The organism is Rhodococcus sp. MEB032, assembly GCF_030208925.1.
GTDB classification, from domain to species: domain Bacteria; phylum Actinomycetota; class Actinomycetes; order Mycobacteriales; family Mycobacteriaceae; genus Rhodococcus_F; species Rhodococcus_F qingshengii.
In genome coordinates this window covers 408,956-432,961 of record NZ_JARVSY010000007.1, presented here as the reverse complement: position 1 = coordinate 432,961, position 24,006 = coordinate 408,956, and the positions used below count along the sequence as shown (strand labels likewise).

At 62.0% G+C, this 24,006-nt stretch carries 24 protein-coding genes and 1 other RNA gene; 6 read left to right on the top strand and 19 right to left on the bottom strand.

Features of this window, described 5'->3' with window-relative positions; all coding sequences use genetic code 11:
- Positions 1-11 precede the first annotated feature (11 nt).
- The 12 genes from QRN54_RS08890 to QRN54_RS08835 all read right to left on the bottom strand — a co-directional run bounded on the left by QRN54_RS08890 (position 12) and on the right by QRN54_RS08835 (position 11,127).
- Positions 12-755 carry a DsbA family protein gene (locus QRN54_RS08890; protein WP_007731305.1) on the bottom strand — a complete coding sequence of 248 codons (744 nt, stop codon included), beginning with the start codon at positions 753-755 and terminating at the stop codon, positions 12-14.
- A gap of 42 nt (positions 756-797) precedes the next feature.
- Entirely contained in the window at positions 798-1,286 is a 489-nt protein-coding gene (locus QRN54_RS08885) for a MauE/DoxX family redox-associated membrane protein (RefSeq protein ID WP_003942318.1), read from the bottom strand.
- Between the two features lie 25 nt (positions 1,287-1,311).
- A complete protein-coding gene (locus QRN54_RS08880) occupies positions 1,312-2,565 on the bottom strand; it encodes an MFS transporter (protein ID WP_003942326.1) in 1,254 nt (417 codons plus the stop codon).
- A 42-nt stretch (positions 2,566-2,607) separates the two neighbouring features.
- On the bottom strand, positions 2,608-4,245 hold the full coding sequence (gene pgm, locus QRN54_RS08875) for a phosphoglucomutase (alpha-D-glucose-1,6-bisphosphate-dependent) (protein WP_285181866.1): 1,638 nt from the start codon (positions 4,243-4,245) through the stop codon (positions 2,608-2,610).
- Positions 4,246-4,342: 97 nt separating this feature from the next.
- The gene (gene crcB / locus QRN54_RS08870) at positions 4,343-4,687 is read right to left on the bottom strand and encodes a fluoride efflux transporter CrcB (protein ID WP_003942344.1); all 345 of its coding nucleotides are present in this window, start codon (positions 4,685-4,687) and stop codon (positions 4,343-4,345) included.
- Entirely contained in the window at positions 4,684-5,061 is a 378-nt protein-coding gene (locus QRN54_RS08865; protein ID WP_285181865.1) for a fluoride efflux transporter FluC, read from the bottom strand. Before QRN54_RS08865 ends, crcB begins: the two co-directional genes overlap by 4 nt.
- A 23-nt stretch (positions 5,062-5,084) precedes the next feature.
- Positions 5,085-5,888, bottom strand: a complete 804-nt coding sequence (locus QRN54_RS08860; RefSeq protein ID WP_037130102.1) for a DUF1295 domain-containing protein — start codon at positions 5,886-5,888, stop codon at positions 5,085-5,087.
- A complete protein-coding gene (locus tag QRN54_RS08855) occupies positions 5,885-7,201 on the bottom strand; it encodes an SAM-dependent methyltransferase (protein ID WP_285181864.1) in 1,317 nt (438 codons plus the stop codon). The genes QRN54_RS08860 and QRN54_RS08855 overlap by 4 nt, the downstream gene beginning before the upstream one ends.
- Entirely contained in the window at positions 7,198-8,487 is a 1,290-nt protein-coding gene (locus QRN54_RS08850) for an SAM-dependent methyltransferase (RefSeq protein WP_007731299.1), read from the bottom strand. Before QRN54_RS08850 ends, QRN54_RS08855 begins: the two co-directional genes overlap by 4 nt.
- Positions 8,484-9,227 carry a DUF1365 domain-containing protein gene (locus tag QRN54_RS08845; RefSeq protein WP_050655123.1) on the bottom strand — a complete coding sequence of 248 codons (744 nt, stop codon included), beginning with the start codon at positions 9,225-9,227 and terminating at the stop codon, positions 8,484-8,486. The genes QRN54_RS08850 and QRN54_RS08845 overlap by 4 nt, the downstream gene beginning before the upstream one ends.
- The gene (locus tag QRN54_RS08840) at positions 9,218-10,498 is read right to left on the bottom strand and encodes an NAD(P)/FAD-dependent oxidoreductase (RefSeq protein ID WP_064075183.1); all 1,281 of its coding nucleotides are present in this window, start codon (positions 10,496-10,498) and stop codon (positions 9,218-9,220) included. Before QRN54_RS08840 ends, QRN54_RS08845 begins: the two co-directional genes overlap by 10 nt.
- Positions 10,495-11,127 carry a dienelactone hydrolase family protein gene (locus tag QRN54_RS08835; RefSeq protein ID WP_285181863.1) on the bottom strand — a complete coding sequence of 211 codons (633 nt, stop codon included), beginning with the start codon at positions 11,125-11,127 and terminating at the stop codon, positions 10,495-10,497. The genes QRN54_RS08840 and QRN54_RS08835 overlap by 4 nt, the downstream gene beginning before the upstream one ends.
- A gap of 53 nt (positions 11,128-11,180) precedes the next feature.
- On the opposite strand from QRN54_RS08835, the gene QRN54_RS08830 reads away from it, so the two are divergent.
- From QRN54_RS08830 to QRN54_RS08820, 3 genes are all read left to right on the top strand, one after another.
- Positions 11,181-12,002 (top strand): GNAT family N-acetyltransferase, encoded by an 822-nt coding sequence (locus tag QRN54_RS08830; RefSeq protein ID WP_285181862.1) that lies wholly within the window; start codon positions 11,181-11,183, stop codon positions 12,000-12,002.
- Positions 12,003-12,111: 109 nt separating this feature from the next.
- Positions 12,112-13,413 (top strand): HNH endonuclease signature motif containing protein, encoded by a 1,302-nt coding sequence (locus QRN54_RS08825; RefSeq protein ID WP_285181861.1) that lies wholly within the window; start codon positions 12,112-12,114, stop codon positions 13,411-13,413.
- Between the two features lie 92 nt (positions 13,414-13,505).
- Positions 13,506-14,495, top strand: coding sequence for an alkaline phosphatase family protein (locus tag QRN54_RS08820; protein ID WP_502944044.1), 990 nt, complete (start codon positions 13,506-13,508; stop codon positions 14,493-14,495).
- Positions 14,496-14,600: 105 nt separating this feature from the next.
- Here the strand turns inward: QRN54_RS08820 and ssrA are convergent.
- The 3 genes from ssrA to QRN54_RS08805 all read right to left on the bottom strand — a co-directional run bounded on the left by ssrA (position 14,601) and on the right by QRN54_RS08805 (position 17,580).
- Positions 14,601-14,971: a transfer-messenger RNA gene (gene ssrA / locus QRN54_RS08815) on the bottom strand.
- A 66-nt stretch (positions 14,972-15,037) separates the two neighbouring features.
- Complete coding sequence (locus QRN54_RS08810) at positions 15,038-16,612, bottom strand: SDR family oxidoreductase (protein ID WP_285181859.1); 1,575 nt, start codon at positions 16,610-16,612, stop codon at positions 15,038-15,040.
- 20 nt (positions 16,613-16,632) lie between these two features.
- Positions 16,633-17,580 (bottom strand): NAD(P)/FAD-dependent oxidoreductase, encoded by a 948-nt coding sequence (locus QRN54_RS08805; RefSeq protein WP_007731291.1) that lies wholly within the window; start codon positions 17,578-17,580, stop codon positions 16,633-16,635.
- Positions 17,581-17,645: 65 nt separating this feature from the next.
- On the opposite strand from QRN54_RS08805, the gene QRN54_RS08800 reads away from it, so the two are divergent.
- The 3 genes from QRN54_RS08800 (at position 17,646) to QRN54_RS08790 (ending at position 20,661) form a co-directional block, all read left to right on the top strand.
- Positions 17,646-18,230 carry a helix-turn-helix domain-containing protein gene (locus tag QRN54_RS08800; protein ID WP_007731290.1) on the top strand — a complete coding sequence of 195 codons (585 nt, stop codon included), beginning with the start codon at positions 17,646-17,648 and terminating at the stop codon, positions 18,228-18,230.
- A gap of 412 nt (positions 18,231-18,642) precedes the next feature.
- Positions 18,643-19,569 carry an aldo/keto reductase gene (locus QRN54_RS08795; protein WP_285181858.1) on the top strand — a complete coding sequence of 309 codons (927 nt, stop codon included), beginning with the start codon at positions 18,643-18,645 and terminating at the stop codon, positions 19,567-19,569.
- A 213-nt stretch (positions 19,570-19,782) separates the two neighbouring features.
- Positions 19,783-20,661, top strand: coding sequence for a sugar phosphate isomerase/epimerase family protein (locus QRN54_RS08790; RefSeq protein WP_161120861.1), 879 nt, complete (start codon positions 19,783-19,785; stop codon positions 20,659-20,661).
- A 225-nt stretch (positions 20,662-20,886) separates the two neighbouring features.
- Here QRN54_RS08790 and QRN54_RS08785 read toward each other — a convergent pair whose 3' ends face one another.
- From QRN54_RS08785 to ftsE, 4 genes are all read right to left on the bottom strand, one after another.
- A complete protein-coding gene (locus QRN54_RS08785) occupies positions 20,887-21,756 on the bottom strand; it encodes an EamA family transporter (RefSeq protein ID WP_490049708.1) in 870 nt (289 codons plus the stop codon).
- On the bottom strand, positions 21,753-22,226 hold the full coding sequence (gene smpB / locus QRN54_RS08780) for an SsrA-binding protein SmpB (protein ID WP_003942330.1): 474 nt from the start codon (positions 22,224-22,226) through the stop codon (positions 21,753-21,755). Before smpB ends, QRN54_RS08785 begins: the two co-directional genes overlap by 4 nt.
- Before the next feature lie 76 nt (positions 22,227-22,302).
- On the bottom strand, positions 22,303-23,208 hold the full coding sequence (gene ftsX / locus QRN54_RS08775; RefSeq protein WP_003942367.1) for a permease-like cell division protein FtsX: 906 nt from the start codon (positions 23,206-23,208) through the stop codon (positions 22,303-22,305).
- 81 nt (positions 23,209-23,289) lie between these two features.
- Complete coding sequence (gene ftsE, locus QRN54_RS08770) at positions 23,290-23,970, bottom strand: cell division ATP-binding protein FtsE (RefSeq protein ID WP_020969258.1); 681 nt, start codon at positions 23,968-23,970, stop codon at positions 23,290-23,292.
- Positions 23,971-24,006 lie beyond the last annotated feature (36 nt).

The window sequence follows — 24,006 nt, the reverse complement described above, 5'->3', positions numbered from 1 at the left end:
GCCGCTCCAGCTCAAGAGGAGAGCTTGGAAACCCAGTCGCTGCTGCCTGTGTCAACGATCTTGCCGTTCGCCACAACCGTGGGCGTCCCGTTCGACCCGACATCCTTGAGCGCCTGGCTGGCGGCTGCGGCATTGGCCGCGGCGGCTTCGACGTTGGTACCGGAAGAGATGCAGGTTGCCACGTCCTCGGATGCGCCCGCATCACGAGCGATCTGGGCGAGGTCGTCGTTGGTGTGGTCGCTGCTGCCGCCCTCGGCCGGCTGCGTGTCGGTCGCGAAAAGCTTGTTGTGGAATGCGGAGTACGCAATCGCGTCACCACCCTGAGCGACGCAGAGCAGAGCGGCGCCGGCCCGTGTGGAGTAGTCACCGCTGCCCGACGCCCGGTTGAGGAAGTTCAGCATGTGGTACCGCACGGCGACGTCACCGTTGTCGACGGCGGCCGCGAGAGCCTGGCCACTGAGGTGTTCGAGAGCAGCACAGGCCGGGCACAGCGGATCCTCGAAGAGATCAATGGTTGTCGCGGCGGAGGGCTTGCCGAGCAGCACCACTCCGTTGTCCTGCACCGTGACGGCAACTTCGGAACTCTGCACGGAGCCGTAGCCGTCGTTCTGGGGCTTGTTCTTGCTGTTCGTCCACAAGACACCGCCGATGACGAGGGCCGCGATCACGAGCACCGCGAGGCCACCGATGATGTAGGTGGAGCGGCTCGAGACCGGTTCCGGCGAGTATTTGTTCTTGCTGCTCTTGGTGCTCACGCTGATGCAGTCCTTCGTGCGTCGAAACGATTTACCGATTGCTTACCTTGCCACTGAAGACTGAGTATCCACTGAGAACGCCGCGCGTGATCCGGGCCCCAATGCGAGTGGCGAACGCGGGAACACGAGCAGCCAGACGGCAAGTGCCAAGAAGCCCAGGTCGCGGAGAATCTCCTTCGAATAGTCCCAAGCGCCGACGTCGGCTGCACCTCCGCCGCCGAAACATCCGCAGTCGATGGACAATCCCCTGGCCCACACCGAAATGATCACCGCAATGAGAACCGTGAGGATGACCACCGAGACTGCAGCGGATGCTCGCACCGCCAACCCGACGAGGATCAGCAGGCCCAGGACTATTTCGACCAGGGGAAGAGCCGTCGCCACCGGACCCACCAGTGACTCGGGCAATAGTTGATAGGCGCGCACCGCGATCTTCGTCTGAACGGGATCAAAGAACTTGAGTCCCCCGGAAATCAGCCAGACGGCCGCCAAACCCAATCGGGCCACAAGACTCACGATGCGAATTGCCACCCGATCGAGAGTACAGAATGCCCGGTCAGTCCAGGTTTGTCCGCGCAGGAGTATCCGTTAGCACCGTCACATCAGTCAGATCTTCTACAACGGATTCGACAGGCTTCGTTCGCGACGGGACGAACAGCCACCCCGTCGCCGACACGACAACGACGGCTCCCATCACTGCGAAGGCCGCCGAGTACGAAACATGTTGGGCGATCAGCCCGGCACAAATCGGCGCCACTACCCCACCGATGTCGGACATCATCTGGAATACCGCCAGAACGGGTCCGCCTCGGGCCGTCGATCCGACAACATCGGCAACCGCGGCCTGCTGGGCCGGACTCATGAGCCCGGAGCCGACACCAGTCACTGCGGCGATGGCGAAGAACACCACGAGGTTGTCGGTGAATCCCATTGCGATGGTTCCCAGACCACAGATGAGCAGACCGCTCACGACAAAGGGCTTGCGTCCGAAGCGGTCGGAGAGTCGTCCGGACACGATCAACACCAACGCATTGCCGACGGCGAAGATCGTCAGGGCGTAGGCCGCAATCGAGGGGTCTCGGCCGAGAAACTCGACGACGAACAGGGGAACCATGGCAACGCGAACTCCGAAGATCACGCCACCGAAGGCGAGGTTCGATCCGAGCGCTGCCCGGTACACCGGAGACTGGAGGCCTTCTGTGAGAGTCATCGACTTCACATCGACAGCCTTGTCCGGTGACGCCAAATGAGATCCACGCAGGCTCACGAAGACAACGAGCGCGGCGATCACCAACGCAATTGCGTAGATGATGAACGGCATCCGCAGACCGAACTGCAACAGCGCTCCGCCGACCAGCGGGCCGCCGATCGATCCCATGAGAAAGCTTGTCGCGTACAGACCCGACACGCGGCCGCGACTGTCCGACGGTGACATGCGAATGATCAGCCCGAGGGCCGACACCGTGAACATGGTCGACCCGATGCCGCCCAACGACCGGAACAGCAGAAGTTGCCAGTACTCCCCCGCGAAAGCGCACGCACCGGTCGAGACCGCGACGATGAGAAGGCCGACGATGTAGACCGGCCGCTCACCGAGTTTCTGTACCAAAGTGCCGCTCATCGGCGCGAACACCAACCGCATGAAAGCGAAAGACGAGATCACGATCGTGGCGGCGGTGACCGATACGTCGAAGCTGCGCGCGAACTGAGGTAGTGCCGGGGCGACCAACCCGAATCCGAGGGCGATGACGAAGCTGGCGGCGACCAGTACCCAAATTTCCTGTGGCAGCTTGGCTGCACGAGTTTTCATGTCGCCCGGAATTCTAGCCGGGCGACATGAGCGGTCCGCGGGCTAGTTCGCCTTCAAGACGCTGGACACCAAGTCCTTGGCCGCTGCCTGAACCTGAGCCAGATGATCGGCGCCCTTCATCGACTCGGCATAGATCTTGTACACGTCCTCCGTGCCGGACGGCCTCGCTGCAAACCACGCGTTCTCCGTCGTCACCTTGAGACCACCGATCGCCGCGCCGTTTCCGGGCGCGGCAGTCAGTGTCGCGGTGATCGGTTCACCCGCCAACTCGGTCGCACTCACCTGGTCGGGAGACAGTTTTGCCAAGACTGCCTTCTGTGCGCGCGTCGCGGGCGCATCGATACGTGCGTACGCCGGGCTCCCGAACTTCTCGGCCAACGCGGCGTAGTGCGCTGACGGAGACTTTCCCGTCACCGCGGTGATTTCCGACGCGAGCAACGCAAGGATGATGCCGTCCTTGTCCGTCGTCCAGACGGAACCGTCGTGTCGGAGGAAGGACGCGCCGGCGCTTTCCTCGCCGCCGAATCCCACGGACCCGTCGAGCAATCCGGGAACGAACCACTTGAACCCGACCGGAACCTCGAGCAAATCGCGGCCCAGGCTGCTCACGACACGGTCGATCATCGAGGAACTCACGAGGGTCTTGCCGACCTTGGTGTCTGCGCCCCAACCTGGCCGGTTCGCGAACAGGTACTCGATGGCAACGGCGAGATAGTGATTCGGGTTCATCAAACCGCCGTCGGGTGTGACGATGCCGTGGCGGTCGGAGTCCGCATCGTTTCCGGTCGCGATGTCGTAGCGATCCCGAATCCCAATCAGCGACGCCATCGCGTCGGGCGACGAGCAGTCCATGCGGATCTTGCCGTCCGTATCGAGCGTCATGAACCGCCAGGTCGGATCGACGAGAGGATTCACCACTTCGAGGTCGAGTCGGTGAGTTTCGGCAATCGCGCCCCAGTAGTCGACGCTTGCCCCGCCGAGGGGGTCTGCACCGATCGTGATTCCGGCATCGCGGATCGCGTCGAGGTTGAGGACACTGGGGAGGTCTTCGACGTAGTAGCGGAGGAAGTCGTAGCGTTCGACGCGGTCCAGCGCTTGTGCCGCCGTCACACGCCGTACCCCGGAAAGCCCCTTGCGCAGAAGATCGTTCGCTCGATCGGCGATAACCGACGTCGCATCCGTGTCCGCGGGCCCACCGTGCGGCGGGTTGTATTTGAAGCCACCGTCACGCGGCGGATTGTGTGACGGTGTCACGACGATGCCGTCGGCCTTGGCCTCCGGACCCGTCGAGTTGTATCGCAAGATCGCGTGACTGACAGCCGGGGTGGGAGTGTAGGCGTCGCGTGAATCGACGAGGACGACGACGTCGTTGGCGACCAGGACCTCCAAGGCCGACAGCCAGGCAGGCTCCGAGAGCGCATGTGTGTCCCGGCCGATGAACAGCGGGCCGTCGATTCCCTGCGAAGCGCGGTACTCGACGATCGCCTGGGTTGTCGCCAGGATATGAGCTTCGTTGAACGCCGAGTCGAGACTGGAACCGCGATGTCCTGAAGTGCCGAAAAGTACCTGCTGCATCGGGTTCTCGGGATCCGGAGTGCGCGTGTAATACGCGGTGACCAGATGAGGAACATTGATCAGATCCTCTGGCAGAGCCACTTGTCCTGCTCGTTCGTGCGCCACGAATCCCCCTCGGCCCGGTGGTCGACCACTGTGTCGACGCGACTGTGGACAATTGTCTACCCTGGCCGCGTGGCGTGCACGCTCGACGCCGGATCCGTCAATCCGTGATCTGGATTCCCAACCACGCAGCGGACAGTCCCACGATCAGACTGAGGACGATGTAGATCAGAGAAAGCGCCGTCTGGCGCCTCTCGATCATCCCGACGTTCTCGGTCGCGAAGGTCGAATAGGTGGACAGGCCGCCGCAGAAGCCGGTCGCCAGAAGTGCGGCCATCTCGGTGGAAAGAGCTGCCCCGGTGAACAATCCAAGGAGGAAGCAGCCGATCACGTTCGCGGCGAACGTCGCAGCCGGAAATCCCTTGTACGCGGGCACATACCGCGCCAACAGGTACCGGCCACTCGCACCAGCGCCGCCGCCGAGTGCCACCAGGAGAACTGTCATGCCGACGCTCCGTCCCGCGCGCGGATCCAGCGTTCACCGAGCCCTTTGCCCAGTGCTGCAGCGAGGATCGCGGAAATCAACGTCCCGAGAACATAGAGAATCGATCGCCACGGACTCTCCGTCACGGCGTGAACCGCGAAGGACGAGAAGGTGGTGAAGCCGCCGCAGAAGCCCGTGCCGAGAAAGAGGTACCCAACCTTGTTGTGCACGAGCAGGGCCGCGAGAACACCGAGAACGAACGAGCCGACGACGTTGATGACCAGCGTCGTCCAGATGTGGGGAAAGAACTCCCCCAGACCGTAGCGGCTGAGCGCGCCCAACCCTCCGCCGACGGCAACCGCGCATACCGCAGCCGGCAGTTTCAGATCACCCATGCTCTGGCCTCACCCGAAAGAGCCTACGTCCCGGAGCGGGCTTTCGGCGGGCGAGGAATGAAGTAACTTGTCCGCTGCTGATACTCGCGATAGCCCGGACGCTGTTCCATGTGTCGCTCGAGCAACCGCGCTCCGGTGGCGAAGACCAGGAAGTACGTCATGGCGATCGGTGAGAGGACGGTCAACACCCCCGGCCACACGGACGCCGAGACGAGGAAGATCCCCCACCAGACACACGCGTCGCCGAAATAGTTGGGATGCCGCGTCCATGCCCACAAACCTTGATCCATGATGTGGCCACGGCTGCCCGGATCGGATTTGAACTCCTCCATCTGTCGGTCGCCGACCGTCTCGAACGTGACGCCGACAATCCACAGCGCGATTCCGAGTACGACAAGAAGTCCGAAGCTGCCGTTCGACACTGCTGCGACCTGGATCGGCAGGGAGACGAACCACAACGAAATCCCCTGCGTGAGATAGATCTTGCGGATCGCATACAGCGTTCGATTACCCGTCGCTCGTCCGAGCATTTCTTCGTACCGCGGGTCTTCACCTTTGCCACGCGATCGAATCGCCATGTGCGTCGCCAACCGCAGACCCCAGATCGCCACGAGCGCAAGCATCAGCAACCGGCGCCAGAGGTCGCCGGTTCCCACTATCGCGGACACGAGCGCGATCAGAACGAAGCCGGCGCCCCACGACACGTCGACAACGTTGTGGCGCCCGATCCGTACACCGATCGTGGCTGTCACCGCCATTCCGACGGCGATCGCCAGCAGACTCGTGAGTGTGACCACTCCGAACGCGCCCCAGTCGAATCCGTTCATCGCCGCGACACCCACTGCGGCCGTACCGGTTCCATACCCGATCGACCATCACCGTGCGGCCGGACCGACAGAATCTGATCGACGCCCATCCTGCCGTCCCGAAATGCCATTCCTCCGCCGACGAGGTAGAGACGCCACACCCGGGCGACTTCGACACCTACGAGTTCCACGACGCGATCCCAGTTCGATTCGAAGGTCTCGATCCACGCGTCGACGGTCCGCACGTAGTGCTCACGCAGGGCGTGGACGTCCCGCACTTCGAGTCCACCTTCCTCGATCATCGCAACAGTGCGACCGACGGGCCGCATGTACATGTCCGGCGCGATGAACGACTCGATGAACGGACCTCCCCCGGGGTGCGGGCCAGTGCGGGACATCTGCTGAATCAGCACACGGCCACCGGCAATAACATTGTCGTGGAGCGCTTTCACGTAGGTCGGATAGTTGTCCTCACCGACATGCTCACCCATCTCGATGGAAGCGACCGCATCGAAGGGACCGTCTGGAATCTCTCGATAATCTTGGAGGCGAATCTCGACCCAGTCTTCCAAACCGAGCGCGCGGACCTTCGCGTCGACAAAAGCCTTCTGCTCCGCCGAGATCGTGATTCCGACAACCCTGGCGCCGTACTCCCGCGCTGCATGCAGGCTGAGCGAGCCCCAACCACAGCCGACATCGAGAAACCGCAAGCCTCGCGCTCGATCGAGACCGACCTTGCGGCACACCAGGTCCAGCTTGTCTGTCTGTGAGTCTTCGAGCGTGTAGTCCGGTGCATCGGAAGTCCAATAGCCCGAGGAGTACGCCATGTTCTCATCGAGGATCAATTGGTAGAAATCGTTCGACAAATCGTAGTGGTGCCCGATCGCCTCGCGGTCGCGGGCGAGACTGTGCAAGCGGCCCTTCACCTGAGCCTGCGACGCCGGTGGAGCCGAAGGTCTCCCGAAAGCACCGAAGGATCGCGCAGCCTTGACCGCGGCCAAGACGAGCGACGGTGTCGGGGTAATCGACCCGAGCCCCCGCTCGGCAGACACCTTCCACACGTGTGTGAGTGCGTCGCCTAGATCGCCCTCGACGTCGAGTTCGCCAAGAACATACGCCTGCGCAGCCCCCAACTCGCCGGGATTCCAGAGCAAGCGTCGCAAAACGTTCGGGCTGTAAAGCGTCACCTTCGGAGCATCTTCCGGACCTGCTGTGCTGCCGTCCCATGCAGTCAACCGCACCGGAAGTTCGCCGCCGACAAGTGGACTGAGGATGTCCGAGAGACGACCCGCAACGCCGGTACCTTGTGTCGTTCGATCCATTGTGGCAGTCATCGCTGGTTCCTCCGATCGAGAACAATTTGCTGGACGTCGAGATACCCCGACCGAAACCCCGCCTCGGAGTAGCAGAGATAGAAATGCCACATGCGCGCGAACACTGCGTCGAACCCGAGCGCGGACGCCTCGTCGGTGCGAGCGCTGAATCGCTCGTCCCACAGTCGCAACGTCTGCGCGTAGTGATCGCCCATCGACATCCGCTCACGCACCCGCAGGGTTGTCATGCGCTCGGTGACGTCCTCGATCGCCCGCACCGACGGGAGAAATCCGCCGGGGAAGATGTACTTGTGCACCCAGGTGTAGGTGTTGCGGGTCGCGAGCATTCGATCGTGCGGCATCGTGATGGCTTGGATCGCCGCGCGCCCACCCGGCGCCAGCAGGGCGTCGATCGTCTGGAAGTAGCTTCCCCAGTACTGGTGGCCGACGGCCTCGATCATCTCGACCGACACAACGGCGTCGTACTCCCCCTGTACTTGCCGATAGTCGAGAAGGTCGACCTGAACGCGATCTGCCAGTCCCGCAGCGCTTATCCGCTTCGCTGCCAATTCCTGCTGTTCGACCGAAAGTGTCACCGAGCGCACCGTCGCTCCCCGTTGGGCAGCTCGGATCGCCAATTCTCCCCAGCCTGTGCCGATTTCGAGCACTCGCGAACCGGGTCCGACACCTGCGCCATCCAGCAGTCGATCGATCTTCCGATGCTGCGCCGCTGCGAACACGTCCCACGACGGGGTAGCTCCTACCGACAAATCTTCGAAGAGAGCACTGGAATACGTCATGGTGTCGTCGAGGAACAGTTCGAACATCTCGTTCGAGAGGTCGTAGTGCCGGGAGATGTTCGAGCGCGTGTTCTGCGTCGAATTCCGCTCACTGCGAGGCTGCTTCGGAATGTAGAGGCCTCGTAGCCGCTGCAGGAAGTCGGGAATGAGCGTCGCCACGCGGGAGGCGAAGACTTCCAGGACCGCAGTGAGGTCGGATGCTTCCCAATCGCCCGCCATGTACGACTCGCCGAATCCGATCAAACCACTGTCACCCACACGAGCAGCGAAGTCGTCTGGGCGGTGAATGACCATCAACGGCGAATCGGGGCTACCGCCACCGGAGAACTCACCGTTGGGCATCTGGACACGCAGCGGCAAACGTGCGACCGCCTTGTGGAACAGGGCGCGGGCAACCGGTGATGCAACCCGCACTTTGAGCCCGCTCGGCACGGTGGCGACGCCCGGCCACCGCTCGGTTTCGATCGTGTGAGCGGAAGGTTCGGTGCCGAGAGTGGTTGTGGTCATTGCACTGCCTCCTGCGGGTGATGTTGCGGTCGGGGAACGATGGGTAAGCGCCTGGCCCACAGCCGGATTCCTTGAAATCTGATCTGCGCGGCGACTCGGAGCGGAGCCAGCGGGATGGCGAGCGCACTGCGCACGATCTCGCGCGTCGTCGCCGGCACACAACGACCGGACACCGTGGCCACGAAGGGCGCCTTGCCGTCACGGGCCAGAACTATCGAGAGCGCGAGCGCGGTGTCGGGTAGCGGAAGTCGCATCCGGTACTCGCCGTCCAGATCGTTGAACGGAGATACGTAGAACTCTTTGGACGTGCGAACCCCGCCACGTTCGTCGGTTTCGAGCAGGTAGCAGTGCCGTTCGCCGTAGGTGTTGTGAACCTCGGCAACGACGCACCGCTGACTGCCGTCGTCGTTCAGACACCAGAACACACTCAGCGGGTTGAACACATGGCCGAACACACGCGCGTTCGTAAGCATGAGGATGCGACCGCCGGCGAACTCCAGTCCGTTGGTTGTCAGAAAAGTCTCGACGTTGGCACGAATCGATCGAGCGGGGTCGCCGAGGTGATCCCCGGCGTCGAACTTCGCCAAGGGCCGCAAAGCCTTCGGGAGCTCGGGCAAATCGTCGACGTCGACGAGCCAACTGTAGCTTCGGTACTCGAACTCGTTGTGCAACGGCTCCGTTCGTACGTGCCGAATGCTCGTATGAACGATGGACGGCGTGATGGGTGCGGTCACGGCCACCGACCTCCGACGCGTTCGGCGGCGCGCAGGCCAGAGAGTGCACCGTCCTCGTGGAAGCCCCATCCGTGGTACGCACCGGCAAACGCGAGCACGTCCGAGTCCAACTCGGGAAGCCGCGCTTGAGCGGCGACGGAGGTGGGTGTGTACTGCGGATGCTCGTAGGTCATCTGATCGATCACCGAGTCCGGGGCCACCATTTCGTCTCCCCCCAACGTCACCAGGTAGCGCCGGCCGGTCTCCGGCAGCCGCTGCAACCTCGTCATGTCGTAGCTGACCAGAACGTGATCCGGCTTCGCGTTGCATTCAGGGATGTAGTAGTTCCACGACGCGCGCGCATTGGTGTTGCCGGGCAGCACATTTTCGTCCGTGTGAAGTTGGGTGTGGTTGACGGAGTACGGCATTGCACCGAGGACCTGGGATTCGACAGGCGTCGGATCCGCCAAAATCTTCAGCGCTTGCTGCGGATGCGTTGCGACCACGGCTGCGTCGAAGGTCTGGATCTGGTCGTCGCCGTCACGAATGTCGACGCGATCGTCGAACCGGTGGACGGCGCGAACCGGCGTGTTCAGGCGGATATCCCCGATACTTTTGGCGACGAGACGAACGTATTCGCCCGATCCACCGGTGACTGTTCGCCAGGTGGGCGATCCAGTGACGCTCAGCATTCCGTGGTGATCGAGGAACGAGAACAGGTACCGCGCGGGATATTTCAGGGCCGAGCCGGGATCACACGACCAGACTGCCGACACGAGCGGAGTCATGAAGTGAGCGGTGAAGTAGTCGGAGAACCGGCCGCTGCGCAGAAACACTCCCAGCGTCTGGTCAGGTGCCGACGGATCCGTGTTGTCGAGCAATGCGCGGGCACGGCGGTGGAAGCGCTTGACCTCCATCAACATCGACAGAAAACTGCCGTTCACCAGCAGCCCCGGCGTCGGGAGAACGCCGCGCAACCCTTGGCCTCCCGAGTACTCGAGCCCGCACCCCCCACACCTGACCGACATGCTCATATCGGATTCCTGCGTAGGCACATCTAGTTCTGCGAACAATCGCAACAATGTCGGATAGGTGCGATCGTTGTGGACGATGAACCCCGTGTCGATGGCGAGGCTTCGCCCTTCCGGGTCGGTCACCGAATGGGTGTCCGCGTGCCCGCCGAGCCGTGAATCCGCTTCGTAGAGGGTGACGTCACTGTCCTTACTGAGCACCCACGCCGCTGTCAGACCTGCGACACCACTACCGACGACGGCCACCTTGCGCTTGTCGGAACTCATCGTCGTTCTCCCATCTTTGTTGCGGCTACCCCGCGATTCATTCCTGCGATTGCATCCGCGACGAGGCGATGCCAAGTCGCCGCCCGACGGAGCATGAAGTGGCCTGCGCCGTCGATGCCGATCCATTCAGCGCTCTTACCCGACGCCTGCAGTTCGTCGACCTTTCGCCGCGACACCTCCGGATCGGTCCAGGAGTCAGCCGTGCCGTGAAGGACTGACAGTGGTGTGTCCGAACGCAGATTCACCGACGTTCCATCGGGCCACCACGGCGCCAGCGCGACCACACCGACCACCGCCGGATCGCCACATAGTTCGGCGGCGACCCGTCCGCCCATCGAGTGCCCCAGCAGGATCACCTGAGCTTGTGAATTACGTTTCGTTATCGCGTCGAGTGCGGCGCGGGCGTCGGCGACCGGACTGCGCTCGGCACCGTTCCAACCTCGAACTCGATAGCGAGCCTGCACCGCTTTGACACCGGAGAGGCGAAGCTGAGCGGTGAACGGGCACATCCGAAGGTTGGACAGATGCCAGGCGCGAGCCGGGCGATGGCTCGATACCTTTCCTCCAGGCAGCACTAGCACCACCAGGTGCTGGTCACCGTCCTGCTGTTGCCGTCGGTTGGGCGTCATACACGGCATTCGGAGCCGAAAACCATTTGGATGGGGTTCGTAGAATTTCTTTTGTGAATCGTGAAGCACTCGTCGGCGATGTCCTCGACGCCATGGACGCCAACTTGGTATCCCATGCCTGCCACCTGCATGAACACTTGCCGACGGGATCGGTCACGGTCTCTGCAGATGTTGTCGTCGCAGACAGCGGCCTCACCGACGACACTTTCAACATCATCGCTGGTGCGCGCTTCGCTGTACCTGCTGCTGAAGGCCCGGAAGAAGACCGACGACTACTCGACGTACTCGCGTGGCTTCGAGCAACCGGTCGTCCGTTCTCCTGGTGGACAGGTCCGCGCGACAAGCCCTCTGACCTCGGCGCTCGCTTGTCAGCCGTCGGCTGCGTGCGCTCCGAGGAAGAAAGAGCGATGACGGCAGACTTGAACGTCGTCCCACGCCCAACGCCTGTCTCAGAACTGTGCGTTCAGCGAGTGACGACTCGTTCGCAGCTCGCCGACTACGCCGCCGTGATGGCCGCCAATTGGTCGCCGCCCTCAACCGCAGTAATACGTTTCTTCGAAGACACCGCCGATGACATCCTCGATGAGCGCTCGCGGAGTTCGTTTGTCGTGGGATACGCGAACTCCCAGTCTGTCGCCGGAGCCGAGGTCCATTTTGCCGCCGACGTCGCCGGACTGTATGGGGTCGTCACACTCGAAACGGCGCGCCGACGCGGATTCGGCTCGGCGGTCACCCTTGCCGCACTCGACATCGCCCGCGAGCGAGGTGCCCGAACCGCTGTACTTCAGGCGTCCAGCGACGGCGCACAGCTCTATCGAAACGTCGGCTTCGAGGATGTCGGTACCTACGCCGAGTACTCGATCGGCAGCGGTTAGACGTCCCCGCGGGGACGCTTTCCGTCCTCATCCACGGATGTGTGTCGGTACTGGCATCTATCATCGAACGTACATTCGAAACATTGTCGGACACGCGCCGGGGGCAACGATGAACGCAGAACTGACCGATACCGCAGAACTGACCGATACCGCAGCACTGATCAATGAAGAAACGCAGGGTTCCACCCGAAGCGACGTAGAGCAACTCGGCTCCGAAATCTGCGCTCTCGCCGGCCAGATCGCGGCGGCCACGGCTCGATTCCTCACCCTCCTGTCGAAGTTCGACGAAGACCGCGGCTGGGCCGGCCCTGGACTGCATTCATGCGCCCACTGGCTGTCGTGGAAATGTGGAATGAGCCTGCACACCGGCAGGGAATATGTTCGCGTCGCCAAAGCGCTCCGCCCTTTGCCCGAGATGCGGAAGGCCTTCGAGCAAGGCCGGCTGTCCTACTCGAAGGTTCGCGCACTCACCCGGGTCACCACGCCGTCAAACGAACAGCAGATGGTTCGGTTCGGATGCGAGGCGCCCGCAGCCCAGATCGATCGTCTCGCCGCAGGTCTGCGTAATGCAACCGACAATGAATCTGGCAAAAGCAAAGCGCCCGAACATCTTCAGGTCCGCTGGCATTGGGACTCGGATACGGGCGAGTTTGTCATCAAAGGACGCCTGCCCGCGCAGGACGGCGCCCGAATCCTCGCAGCATTGGCGGCGGCGGAACGTGAACGCACCCGAACCGCTGCCATCCGCCCTGTCGACGAGAAGGCCACAAAGAACCCGGCCGGAAATATCGGACCAGGACTCGTCGCGATGGCAGAGCTCGCCACCGCCGCAGTCACAGACCGCACGTCCAAGGCCGCCGCGAACGAAGTTGTGTTCTTCCACGAAGCGAACACCGTCCGTGTACCGAGTGGACCCGCGCTCCCCCAAAGTGCCGCCGAGGAAGTGCTCTGCAACGCGAAATTTCGCCTGGGAACGACAAAGGAGGGATGCGTTTTGAATCTGGGCCGAAGGACCCGCGTCGTCAGCGCCAAACAAATGCTGGCATTGAATTACCGCGACGGATGTTGCCGCACACCGGGTTGCGGGCGGACTCGCTTCTTACACGCACATCACGTGAAATTCTGGGGACGCGGCGGAAATACGGACTTGGACAATCTGATCATGCTGTGCGGCACCTGCCACCGCGCGCTGCATGACGGCCAGTTCACGATCACTGCTCTCGGCGAGCAGAAGTTCGAGTTCCTTTACGCCAATGGTGACGTCATCGACCCAGCACCACCGACCGAGGGATTCGCTGATGGCCTACTGCGCGGAGACATACCCGACGACGCGATCATCCCAAGATGGGACGGCGAGCCCCTTCACCTCGATCACGCGGTCAGCGTCATCCTCGACGGTTGGGCTGCCTGAGGAAACATTGGTCTAGTCCAATCTGAATCTACCGTGAACAACAGGACAACCCTCACATCCAGGTAGTGCAATTGGTCTAGTCCTATCGCAAGATGCTTAGCGTGACCAAGAAAATCGCACGCACCTCAGCCGCTATCACACTCCTCCTCGCCGGCGCTGTTGCTGCCGGAACTGCAACTGCTGCAGCAATTCCCGGATCGTCCGACCTCAATCCGTCGGCCGCCGAGAAGACAGTTGTCATCGGCCTCGACGGCACTATGCTCAGCCACATCAAGACCGCCGACGCTCCCCGTCTCCAGAAGCTGATCGCCGATGGAACCAGCGGAGAATCTTCCATCCTCGGCCACACCACCATCTCCGGACCGTCGTGGTCGACCATCCTGACCGGAGTCTGGGATACCAAGCACGGAGTCAAGGACAACACGTACGCGGGCGCCCGCTTCGACCTCTACCCGAGCGTCTTCACCCGACTGGAAACAGCAAAGCCCTCCCTCCTCACCGAATCGATCTCCACCTGGGGCGGCATCGACAACATCGCCTCCAGTGGGACACCGAAAGCCGACGTTGTCGTCACCACGGCCGATGCAGGTTCCGGAGCGGCCACCGACGCTGCGACGGCAGACGCCGTCGCCCGCGACATCACAGACAAGGGACCTGACCTGATCTTCACCCAACTCGATCAGGTGGACGGCGCGGGACATAGCGGCGGCACCAACGGCGCTGCGTACGAAGAGTCGATCGCCTCGGTCGATGCTCAGGTGGGCAAGATTGTCGATGCCGTCGATCAGCGCGCAGCAAAGACCGGCGAGAAGTGGACTGTACTGGTCACTGCGGATCACGGGCACAAGCCCGCCGGTGGGCACGGCGGTCAGACACCCGCGGAAGCAACGACATTCGTCATAGCACGCGGCGCGGGATACGCGGCCGGTAAGAACACAGACTCGTACACGATCGCTGACATCACCCCGACAATCCTCCAGAGCCTGGGCGTTGCATTGCCTGCCGATCTGGACGGCAAGCCGCTGGCCAAGGAAGCTCCCGGCTTCGTCGGCTCGGTCGACCTGGGATTCTTCGGCTCCTGATCGCAAGAAGGCCCGGGCCACACAGCAGAGGGCCGCAGCAAGACAGCAGCAAAAAGGCAGCAAAAAGGGCCGGGCCGGAGAGCGTGTGCTCTCCGGCCCGACCTGTTGTGGAGCTGCCGGGAATTGAACCCGGGTCCTACGTTGAATCGCTAGGGCTTCTCCGTGTGCAGTTCGCTAAGTCTCTACTTGGATCTCCCAGTCTCGCGAACAAGCCAGGATGACGATCCCAGTCACTGTTTGATGTCCCATCCGACTCCGTGACCGAGCCGAACAGTAAAGCCCTCTAGCTGATGCCAGGAACCGGGTCGAGGGCAACCCCGGGCTGACAGACACGCTTCGCTACTTAGGCAGCGAGAGCGTAGTCGCGCTGATTGGAATCGGCGCTTATAGGTTTGCAGCGACGCTTACGGTGGTCTCTTGCCTGCACCGACACGCTTCCCCTAACTCAACACACGCAGTCGAAACCGTTCAGCCCCGTGTGTGCCCCGCGTCTTTCGTGGGGCTATTCACTATAACGCGCCGAAGTTCGGAAGTCATACCAATTAATCGGCGGCACTTTCCGTGTCCTTCGGCCCAGCCGTTTCCTGCACTGCACCCGCTTCCTGCACTGCACCCGTTTCCTGCACTGCAGCCATCTCACGCTCGGCGGCACCGGTGATGTTGGTGATCATCCCCTGGAAGACAACTCCGTGGAAAGGAAGGATCGAATACCAGTACGCCCGTCCTGCGAGCCCGCGAGGGAAGAAGACCGCGCGTTGATCGAGGTGGGAACCCACCGGCCGTCCGTCGGCACCGACTGGGCCTTCTGATACCCGCAACTCCAACCATGCTCCGCCCGGGACCTTCATCTCGGCGCGCAATCGGAGCAACTTGCCTCGATCGATTTCTTCGACCCTCCAAAAGTCCAGGGCTTCGCCCGTGTTGAGCCGGCGTGGATCCCGCCTGCCCCGGCGCAGTCCGACACCACCGACCGCGCGGTCCATCCACCCCCGAATGGCCCACGCCAAAGGGAATGAATACCAACCGTTCTCGCCGCCGATCGACTCGACCACCGACCAGAGGGTTTTCGGATCCGCCGCGCAGTCACGTTCGCGATGATCGACGTAGACCGCTTCGCCGGCCCAATCCGGGTCGGATGGAAGAGGATCGGATGGAGCGCCCGCGATCGTTGCACCGGACCACGCCGTCTCCACCTCACCGGTGTCGATCTTTCGAAGTGCCAGTCGCACCGCTTCTCGATACGGCGTGAGGCCCTCGGCGGGAGGCGGGATGAAGCTGTCGATGTCGTGATTGTGCATCACCGCGTCGTTCTGCAGGGATTCGATCAGGGGCATCGCCAAACCTCGTGGGATCGGCGTGACCAATCCCACCCAGTGACCTGCCAGACGCGGGGTGAGGACTGGCAGGACGAGGATGCGTCGGCGTACCAATCCAGCGACGTCGGCGTAGGTGTTCATCATTTCGCCGTACTGCATGACATCCGGCCCACCGATGTCGAAGGCGCGGTTGACCTCCGGCGTCGTCGCCGCGGCTGCGATCAAATAGTGGAGTACGTCACGCACCGCGATCGGCTGAATGTTGTTGTGCACCCACTTGGGTGTGGTCATCACCGGAAGCCGATTGGTCAAGTGGCGCACCATTTCGAAGGACGCCGAACCCGATCCGATCACCACTCCAGCTTGGAACACAACCGTCGGAACCTCGGACTCGAGCAGGATCCGACCGACTTCGAGCCGGGACTGCAAGTGAGTCGACAACTCTCGGTCGGAGGGATGAAGCCCGCCCAGGTAGACGATCCGTCGCACCCCCGCATCGCGGGCAGCGGCGGCGACGTTCTCCGCGCTTCGCTTGTCGATATCCGAGAACGACCCTCCCCCACCCATGGCGTGAACGAGGTAGTAGACCACGTCGATATCATCGAAAACACCTGAGAGGGTGGCACTGTCGGTCAGATCCCCGCGCTTGATCTCCACGGAATCGTGCCAGGGAACATCGCGTAGTTTCTCCGGGCTGCGCACTACCACTCGAACTCGATGACCCTCTTCGACCAGGCGAGGGGCAAGACGTCCGCCGATGTATCCGGTCGCACCCGTGATCAACACTCTCACTGCGTCCATCACCCCACGCTACGCACAATTCAACTGCGAAGCGCGAGTGCAACCCCGAGGTCGTCGTTGGTCAACATCATGTTGATCCCCGCTCCGGCCTTCGCCCCGGCGGCTGCGGCCATGATGACCTGGGCACCCGGGTCCACGACATTGCCCGCAGCGAACACGCCGGGCACGCTTGTGGCCCCCATCATGTCGACTGTGACGAAATCGCCCATCATCGTCTCGGCGCGCTGCGCACCGAATGCGCGCAAGATCGCATCGTTGGGGTCCATCGTGAGGGCGCCACCGACAAAGACCGCCGAACGCGCGACCACACTGCCGTCGGCCAACCGCACGCCCACCAACCGATCATCCTCGACGACGGGACCGGCAACCTCACCCTCGACGATCGAAATACCGCGAGCCGCAAGCTTTTCCCGATCTTCGGAACTCAGTTCGGTGATGCGATGAAGGAAGAGAACCACGTCATCGGACCACTGGCGAACCATGAGCGCCTGGTGCATCGCAAATTCCGCGCTCTTGGCGATCACGCCGAGCGGCTGATCACGCACGCCGTACCCGTGGCAGTACGGGCAGTGCAACACATCGCGTCCCCAACGCTCGCCGAAGACTTCGAGTTCTACCGTTAGGCGGTCCGTCAGACCCGTCGAAACAAGCACCTTGCGCACCTGAATCTTGATGCCGTCAGCCAGTTCTACCGAGAATTTCTCGCCGTCCCGTGTCACGGAGACAACGGTGCCGTCATGGAACTCGCCGCCGAATTTGCGGACCTCACCTCGGCCGATGGTCAACAATTCTGCCGGGTTCATGCCGTCACGGGAGAGGAATCCGTTCATGTGGTCGGCGGCCGCGTTCCGTGGCGATCCGTTGTCGAAGACGATCACGGATCTGCGTGCCTGACCGAGAATGAGTGCGGCGTTGAGGCCTGCCGCACCGGCTCCGATTACTGCTACGTCGAATGAGTTCTGCGTCATGAATCCAGAATGACAAGAGAACGCAGTCTTGACAAACGCTGTTGCCACTTTGGCAAAATGAGTGCATGACCGAAACATCGTTCGAAGCCGTACTAGCCGGCATCGGCCCTCGCCTACGTGCGTTGCGCCAACAGTCCGACATGACCCTGGCCGATTTGTCGGAGACCACCGACATCAGCGTCAGCACACTGTCGAGACTCGAATCCGGTACTCGCCGAGCCAACTTGGAGCTTCTGCTGCCGATTGCCAAGGCACACGGCGTCCCCTTGGACGACCTCGTGAACAGCAAGATCAAAGATCCGCGCGTGCGCGAAGAACCTCGGACGGTCGGATGTATGACGGTCATTCCGTTGACGAGTCAACCCGGCAATCTGCAGGCCTACAAGATGATCATCTCGCCCACCGACGACGATCGCGAACCGGGATCCCACGAGGGCTACGAGTGGGTCTACGTTCTGTCCGGGCGCATCCGACTCCAACTCGGCGACCGGGATTTCATCATGGGGGCAGGCGAGGCCGCCGAGTTCGACACGCACATCCCGCACCGCATCAGTGCTGCCGACGGCCGGCCGGCCGAGGCGATCAGCCTCTTCGGAAAACAGGGCGAGCGGGTTCACCTACGCGCAGCGCCGGCCGACAGACGCGGCTGAGGAAAATTCTCCGAGAAGCGAGGACATCTACAAGCGGGTGACTCGGTGGAGCGGGTGCACATCGTTGAGAGATGACTGAGAATCCGGCCAAACCAATTCCACCTGTTGTACCGCGCCGCCTGTCTCCGCGCGAGATAGCTAGCCCGATGAATCATCATGACCGAGAAGAGGAATCCCGATGAGTGGAAAAACCACTTCCTACTGCGGTCCGGGCTCGTGCACGATTTGAATCGCTCCGATGAAGTGGTTCGGCGGACCCACCTTGTCGATGTATGGAATGTAGATGTTCGTTCGTCCCACAGGGCCTGCCGACCGCTCAGAGCTCTTGCAGGGTAATTGATCTTGCGTCCAATCATTCGTCGAGTTCGCGGGGCGACGAATTCACGTATGTGGCGAAAACAAGGGGAATGACATGGAATTACGACAACTCGCGCGCGATCTTCAAGTCTCGCGTATTGGCTTAGGGTGTAACAACTTTGGTACCCGACTGGACCCTGAGGGGAGTACGGAGGTCGTCCGTACCGCCCTCGATGAGGGCGTCACCCACTTTGACACAGCGACGATGTACGGAAACGGACGCTCGGAGGAAATCCTCGGCAAGGCGCTCGCAGGTCAACGAGACCAGGTGGTAATCGCCACCAAAGCGATTCCACGCCCGCGTGAGGTCGATTACAAGCCCGGAGTACTCGCACGAAGCATCGAGGATAGCTGTGAGGCAAGCTTGCGGCGACTCAGCACCGACCGAATCGACTTGTACTACCAGCATGTCCCTGACCCCGATGCTCCACTGGAGGAGGCCATCGAGGCGTTGAATGGGCTGGTAGCCAAAGGGAAAGCCCGCCACGTAGCTTGCTCGAACTACTCCGCGGATCAGATGAGGCAGGCCGAGGGCATCGCCACCGGTACTGGCGCATTGCATTTATTGGCGAACCAGGTCGAATGGAATTTGCTCAACCGCGCGATCGAGGCAGACATTGTTCCCGCCGCACACGAGGTCGGAATGTCAATCATCCCTTTCTTTCCGCTTGCTTCCGGAATGCTCACCGGTAAGTACACGATGCGACGGCCGTTTCCGACCGGCAGCCGACTAGCCAGTGCGCCGTACTTCGCCACACTGGCGACGGAAGAGAACTTCGAGTACGTGGAGAAACTGTCAGCGTTCGCACAAGCGTACGGACACTCGATACTCGAACTCGCCATAGCGTGGCTGTGCGCGCAGGAGAGCGTTCCCTCTGTGATCATCGGTGCGATGAACCCCGAACAAGTGCGATCAAATGTTGCCGCCGCGGAGTGGAAGCTCGACGACGACGTTCTTGCGGCGCTGCCTTCGCGCCCCTGAAAGTCTGCGGTTCAACTCCTTTTGCTGATTTGACTACTGAGCAGCCAGATAGAAAACAAACGGCCCGCGCACTGGTAGCTCGCTTTCGCAGTCCAATGTTGGACTTCCAACCTGTAAGCCGCGTCGACCGTATTCGTTCCGCCGGCAGTCGCAACGACAGGACCAGCACATCACCTCCGAGTGTGTGTGAGTGACGAAGAGAAGTGGCCATCGATGACCTACCAGGCTGTGCAGCCAATCGAGGGCACTGCCCTCTGCTGGGGATGCATCCCACACGCTGATTTGATACAGCTCGCCGAGTTGGCCCGTAGGGGCGGCTTTCCAGAGATCACTGTTCATCCCTCGCAATATTCGATTGTGAAGAGTGCCGACTCCCGAGTGCGGGAGCGCCTGGACGGTCTAGGTGTGACTGTTGGCGTGATCGATGCGCTCATGACCTATCTACCCGGCTCTGCTCGACTGGATGAGGTACCTCCACACTGGCGCAAGCTCATGGTAGATCTCGACGAGTGTCTCGAAGCCGCTGAGGCGCTTCACGCTCGCACTCTCAACGTCGCCCATTTCTTGGGTGATCCGACAGTGAAGAGAAACGCGCTGGCGTCGGCGGTGCGACAAGTCGCCGACCGCGCAGCCGAGGTCGGAGTTCGTGTCAGTCTGGAGTTCATCCCCGGCACAGGAATACCGGATCTCGGTGCGGCGTTGGACATCGTCCGGCGAGCCGACCACCCCGGCGTTGGAATCCTGTTCGATACTTGGCACTTTCTGCGCTCGGGTGGTACGCCGACCCAGCTTGCAGAGGTTACCCATGGTCAGGTATTCGAAGTGCAGATCAGCGATCGCGTCCAGCCTGACCGCCACGATCCCTATGTACCGATGACCGGCCGCCTGGCTCCTGGCGAGGGAACGGCGCCGATCGCGGAGATTGTGCGGTCGTTGGGGGTCGTGGCTCCCGACGTCGTGTTGGGAGTCGAGGTGTTCACCGCTGATATCGGAGATCCGGAGGAAACCGTGGCCCACCTTTCCGCGGCCACTCGGATGTTCCTGCGGAGTACTGAATTTGGTTCGCCCGCGGGCATTGTCGAGCCGTCATGAGCTATCCCGAGGCCCTGAGTTTGGTGCGATACCAAACTCGCACCGCCGCCGCGTTTCCAATTTGGACACTCCGCCAATCGGAGACCAGTTCAAACCACGCGGGACTCTTTTGACAGGATGGTGGCGGATCGGGGTATCCGGCGTGCAAGTAGCCCAGGTACTCGTCGAGGAATGAAACAGCGCGTTCCTACGATGGGCGTACGGGTCACAGCCGCTGAAAAGGAACTACGCCCCAGCGACGGCAATCATGCCGACTGCCGCCAGCGCCAACAGCATTCCCGCTTGTTGCACGCGGCTTACCCGCTCGCCCAGCATCACCATGGCGAGCAGAACCGTCGCAGCCGGATACAGCGAACCGATCACGCTGACCAGTGAGAGCATTCCGCCTTGGAAGGCGTAGATCATCGTCCCGTTCGCGACGACGTCGAGGACGCTGACGTACACCGCGAGCTTGAGTGGCTCGCGTCGTGGGAGAACGAAGTGACCGGCCGCCAGCGCGACCAACCACACCACGACGGTCGCGGCACCTCGAGATACGGCCAACGCCCACAGCCCGCTGCCCTCGCCGATCTGGTGAAGTGCGATGAACGAGAGTGCAAATGCGCCACCGCTTCCGACGGTCAGAAGAGCCACTTGTCTGGTGAAGCGGAGGGTGATTCCGCCGGCAACCTCACCCGCGGTGTCGTCAGGCGACTCGCGGCTGACCAGGACGACGGCGACCAGCGCGACGGCAATACCCAGGTACGCGATCAACCCCGGCCGCTCACCGAAAGCGAAGCCGACGAGCACCGGAATACCCGCCACCAGAACAGCTGTCAGCGGCGAGACCACCGACATGGGGCCGGTTGCCAGCGCGAGATAGAACCACCAGACCGCCAGACCACTCGTGACGCCCGCGATCGCACCCCAGATCAGACCGTTCGGCGTCAGCGTCCCGGATACGAAAGGTGCTGCGATCAGAACGATGACGAGCGAGAGTGGATACGAGACGATCACCACACGCAGTGCGGCAACTCGTCGTGACGCAACTCCCCCGACGAAGTCGCTGACTCCGTAGGCAACTGCCGCCACGAGGGCAAGCAGGATGGAGGTCAGCGCATGCCCTTGATACGACGACCGAGCTCGCGGGTCACCTCGCGCTCGGCGGTGCGCTTGGCCATGTCCTGGCGCTTGTCGTAGTCCTGCTTACCCTTTGCCAGTGCGAGTTCGACCTTGACCTTGCCGTCGTTGAAGTACATCGACAGCGGGACCAGCGTCTGGTTTCCCTCGCGGGTCTTGCCGACGAGGTGCTCGATCTCACGCTTGTGCAGCAGGAGCTTTCGGGTACGCCGTGGCGAATGGTTGTTCCACGTGCCTTGCGTGTACTCCGGAATGTGCAACGAGCGCAACCACACTTCGCCGTTGTCCACCGTGGCGAACGCGTCGACGAGCGACGCCTTGCCTTCACGCAGACTCTTGACCTCGGTCCCGACGAGAGCGATGCCGGCCTCGTAGGTGTCGATGATCGTGTAGTTGTGGCGTGCTTTGCGATTGGTCGCAATGACCTTGCGGCCCTTTTCCTTCACTGTCCGGGCCTCTCAGTCCGCTGTCTTGCTGTCGAATGGTTCTTGCTGTTCCAGCATAGAAGCTCGTGCAAACCGATTATTCGCGGACGTACAGACGCAGCGTCACGTACGCCGTCACCGCGGCCATTCCGACACCGGCAAGTACGAGGATCGGCGAGACGAACAGCACGTCACTGTTGGATATCCGCGCCACGATGTTCGCTTCGTAGACGTCGGACAGGACCCCGTCGATGAAGACGTTCTTCGCCGTGAACAGTCCGGCAATGGCGAGCACCGCACCGATCAAGGCCGCCACGACGGCTTCGAGGAGGAACGGAAGCTGGGTGTACCAACGCGTCGCGCCGACCAACCGCATGATGTTGACCTCGGTACGACGCGTGAACGCGGCGATCTGGACCATGTTGGCGATGAGCAGGATGGCCGCTATCGCCTGGACGATCGCGATCGCGAACGCTGCGTTGCGCACTCCACCGAGCACGCTGAACAGTCGGTCCACCAACTCGCGCTGATTGAGCACACTCTCGACGCCGGGCCTCGAACCGAAGGTGTCGTTGATGACGCCGAACCGCTCCGGGTCACTGAGCTTGACCTTGAACGACGCCGGGAAGCTGTCCGGGCTCACCAGGGCTGCCAGTTCGGGCTGGTCCTTGAACACGCGCTCGGTGGCGTCCTTCACGGCGTCTTCGCGGTTGAGGTACTGAACCGCGACGACGGACGGAGTCTGCTCGAGTTCCTTGCGCAACGAACTGCAGATCTCCTGCTCGCAACCGGGATCGGCCGAAGAGATGTCGTCGGTCAGGAAGATCTGCACCTCGACTCGTTCGAGGAAGATCTGCTGGGTCTTGCCTGCCATCTGCACGACCAGCAGACCACCGCCGAAGAGTCCGAGGGAGATCGCCGTCGTCAAGATCATGGCGATGGTCATCGTGATGTTGCGGCGTAGGCCGGTCAGGACTTCGCTGAAAATAAAGCTGGCGCGCATCGGGGAATCCGATTCCTTTTCGAGAGGCCGGTTGTTTCACGACAACCGGTGGGCGTACGGGACGTGTGGTCGTAGTCGGCGCTACCTGCCGACGCCGTACACACCCCGCGCTTCGTCTCTGGTCACCTTGCCGAGATCGAGTTCGATGACGCGTCGACGCATGGAGTCGACGATGTGGTGATCGTGGGTCGCCATCACGACGGTGGTGCCGGTGCGGTTGATCCGCTCGAGCAGCAGCATGATGTCCTGGCTCGTTTCGGGGTCCAGGTTGCCGGTGGGCTCGTCGGCGAGCAGCACGAGAGGGCGGTTCACGAATGCGCGGGCGATGGCGACGCGCTGCTGCTCACCGCCGGAAAGTTCGGTGGGCAGTCGATCGGCTTTGCCGGCCAGACCGACCATGTCGAGAACCTCGGGCACAGTGCGCGCGATGACGTTGCGGGGCTTGCCGATGACTTCCAACGCAAAGGCCACGTTCTCGGAGACCGTCTTCTGCTGAAGCAAGCGGAAGTCCTGGAACACACAGCCCATGCTCTGGCGAAGCTTCGGCACGCGGCGGGCCGCCAACTTGTTGACGTGGAAATCCGCGACCTCGATGTCGCCGGACGTGGGCGACTCCATCTTGAGCAGCAACCGCATGAACGTCGATTTGCCGGAGCCGGAGGGGCCGATGAGGAAGACGAACTCCCCCTTCTCCACCTCCACACTGACCTTGTCGAGCGCCGGCCTGGTGGAGGCCTTGTAGGACTTCGACACATTCTTCATGCTGATCACAACTAGCCAGTCTAGCCGTTATCTAAC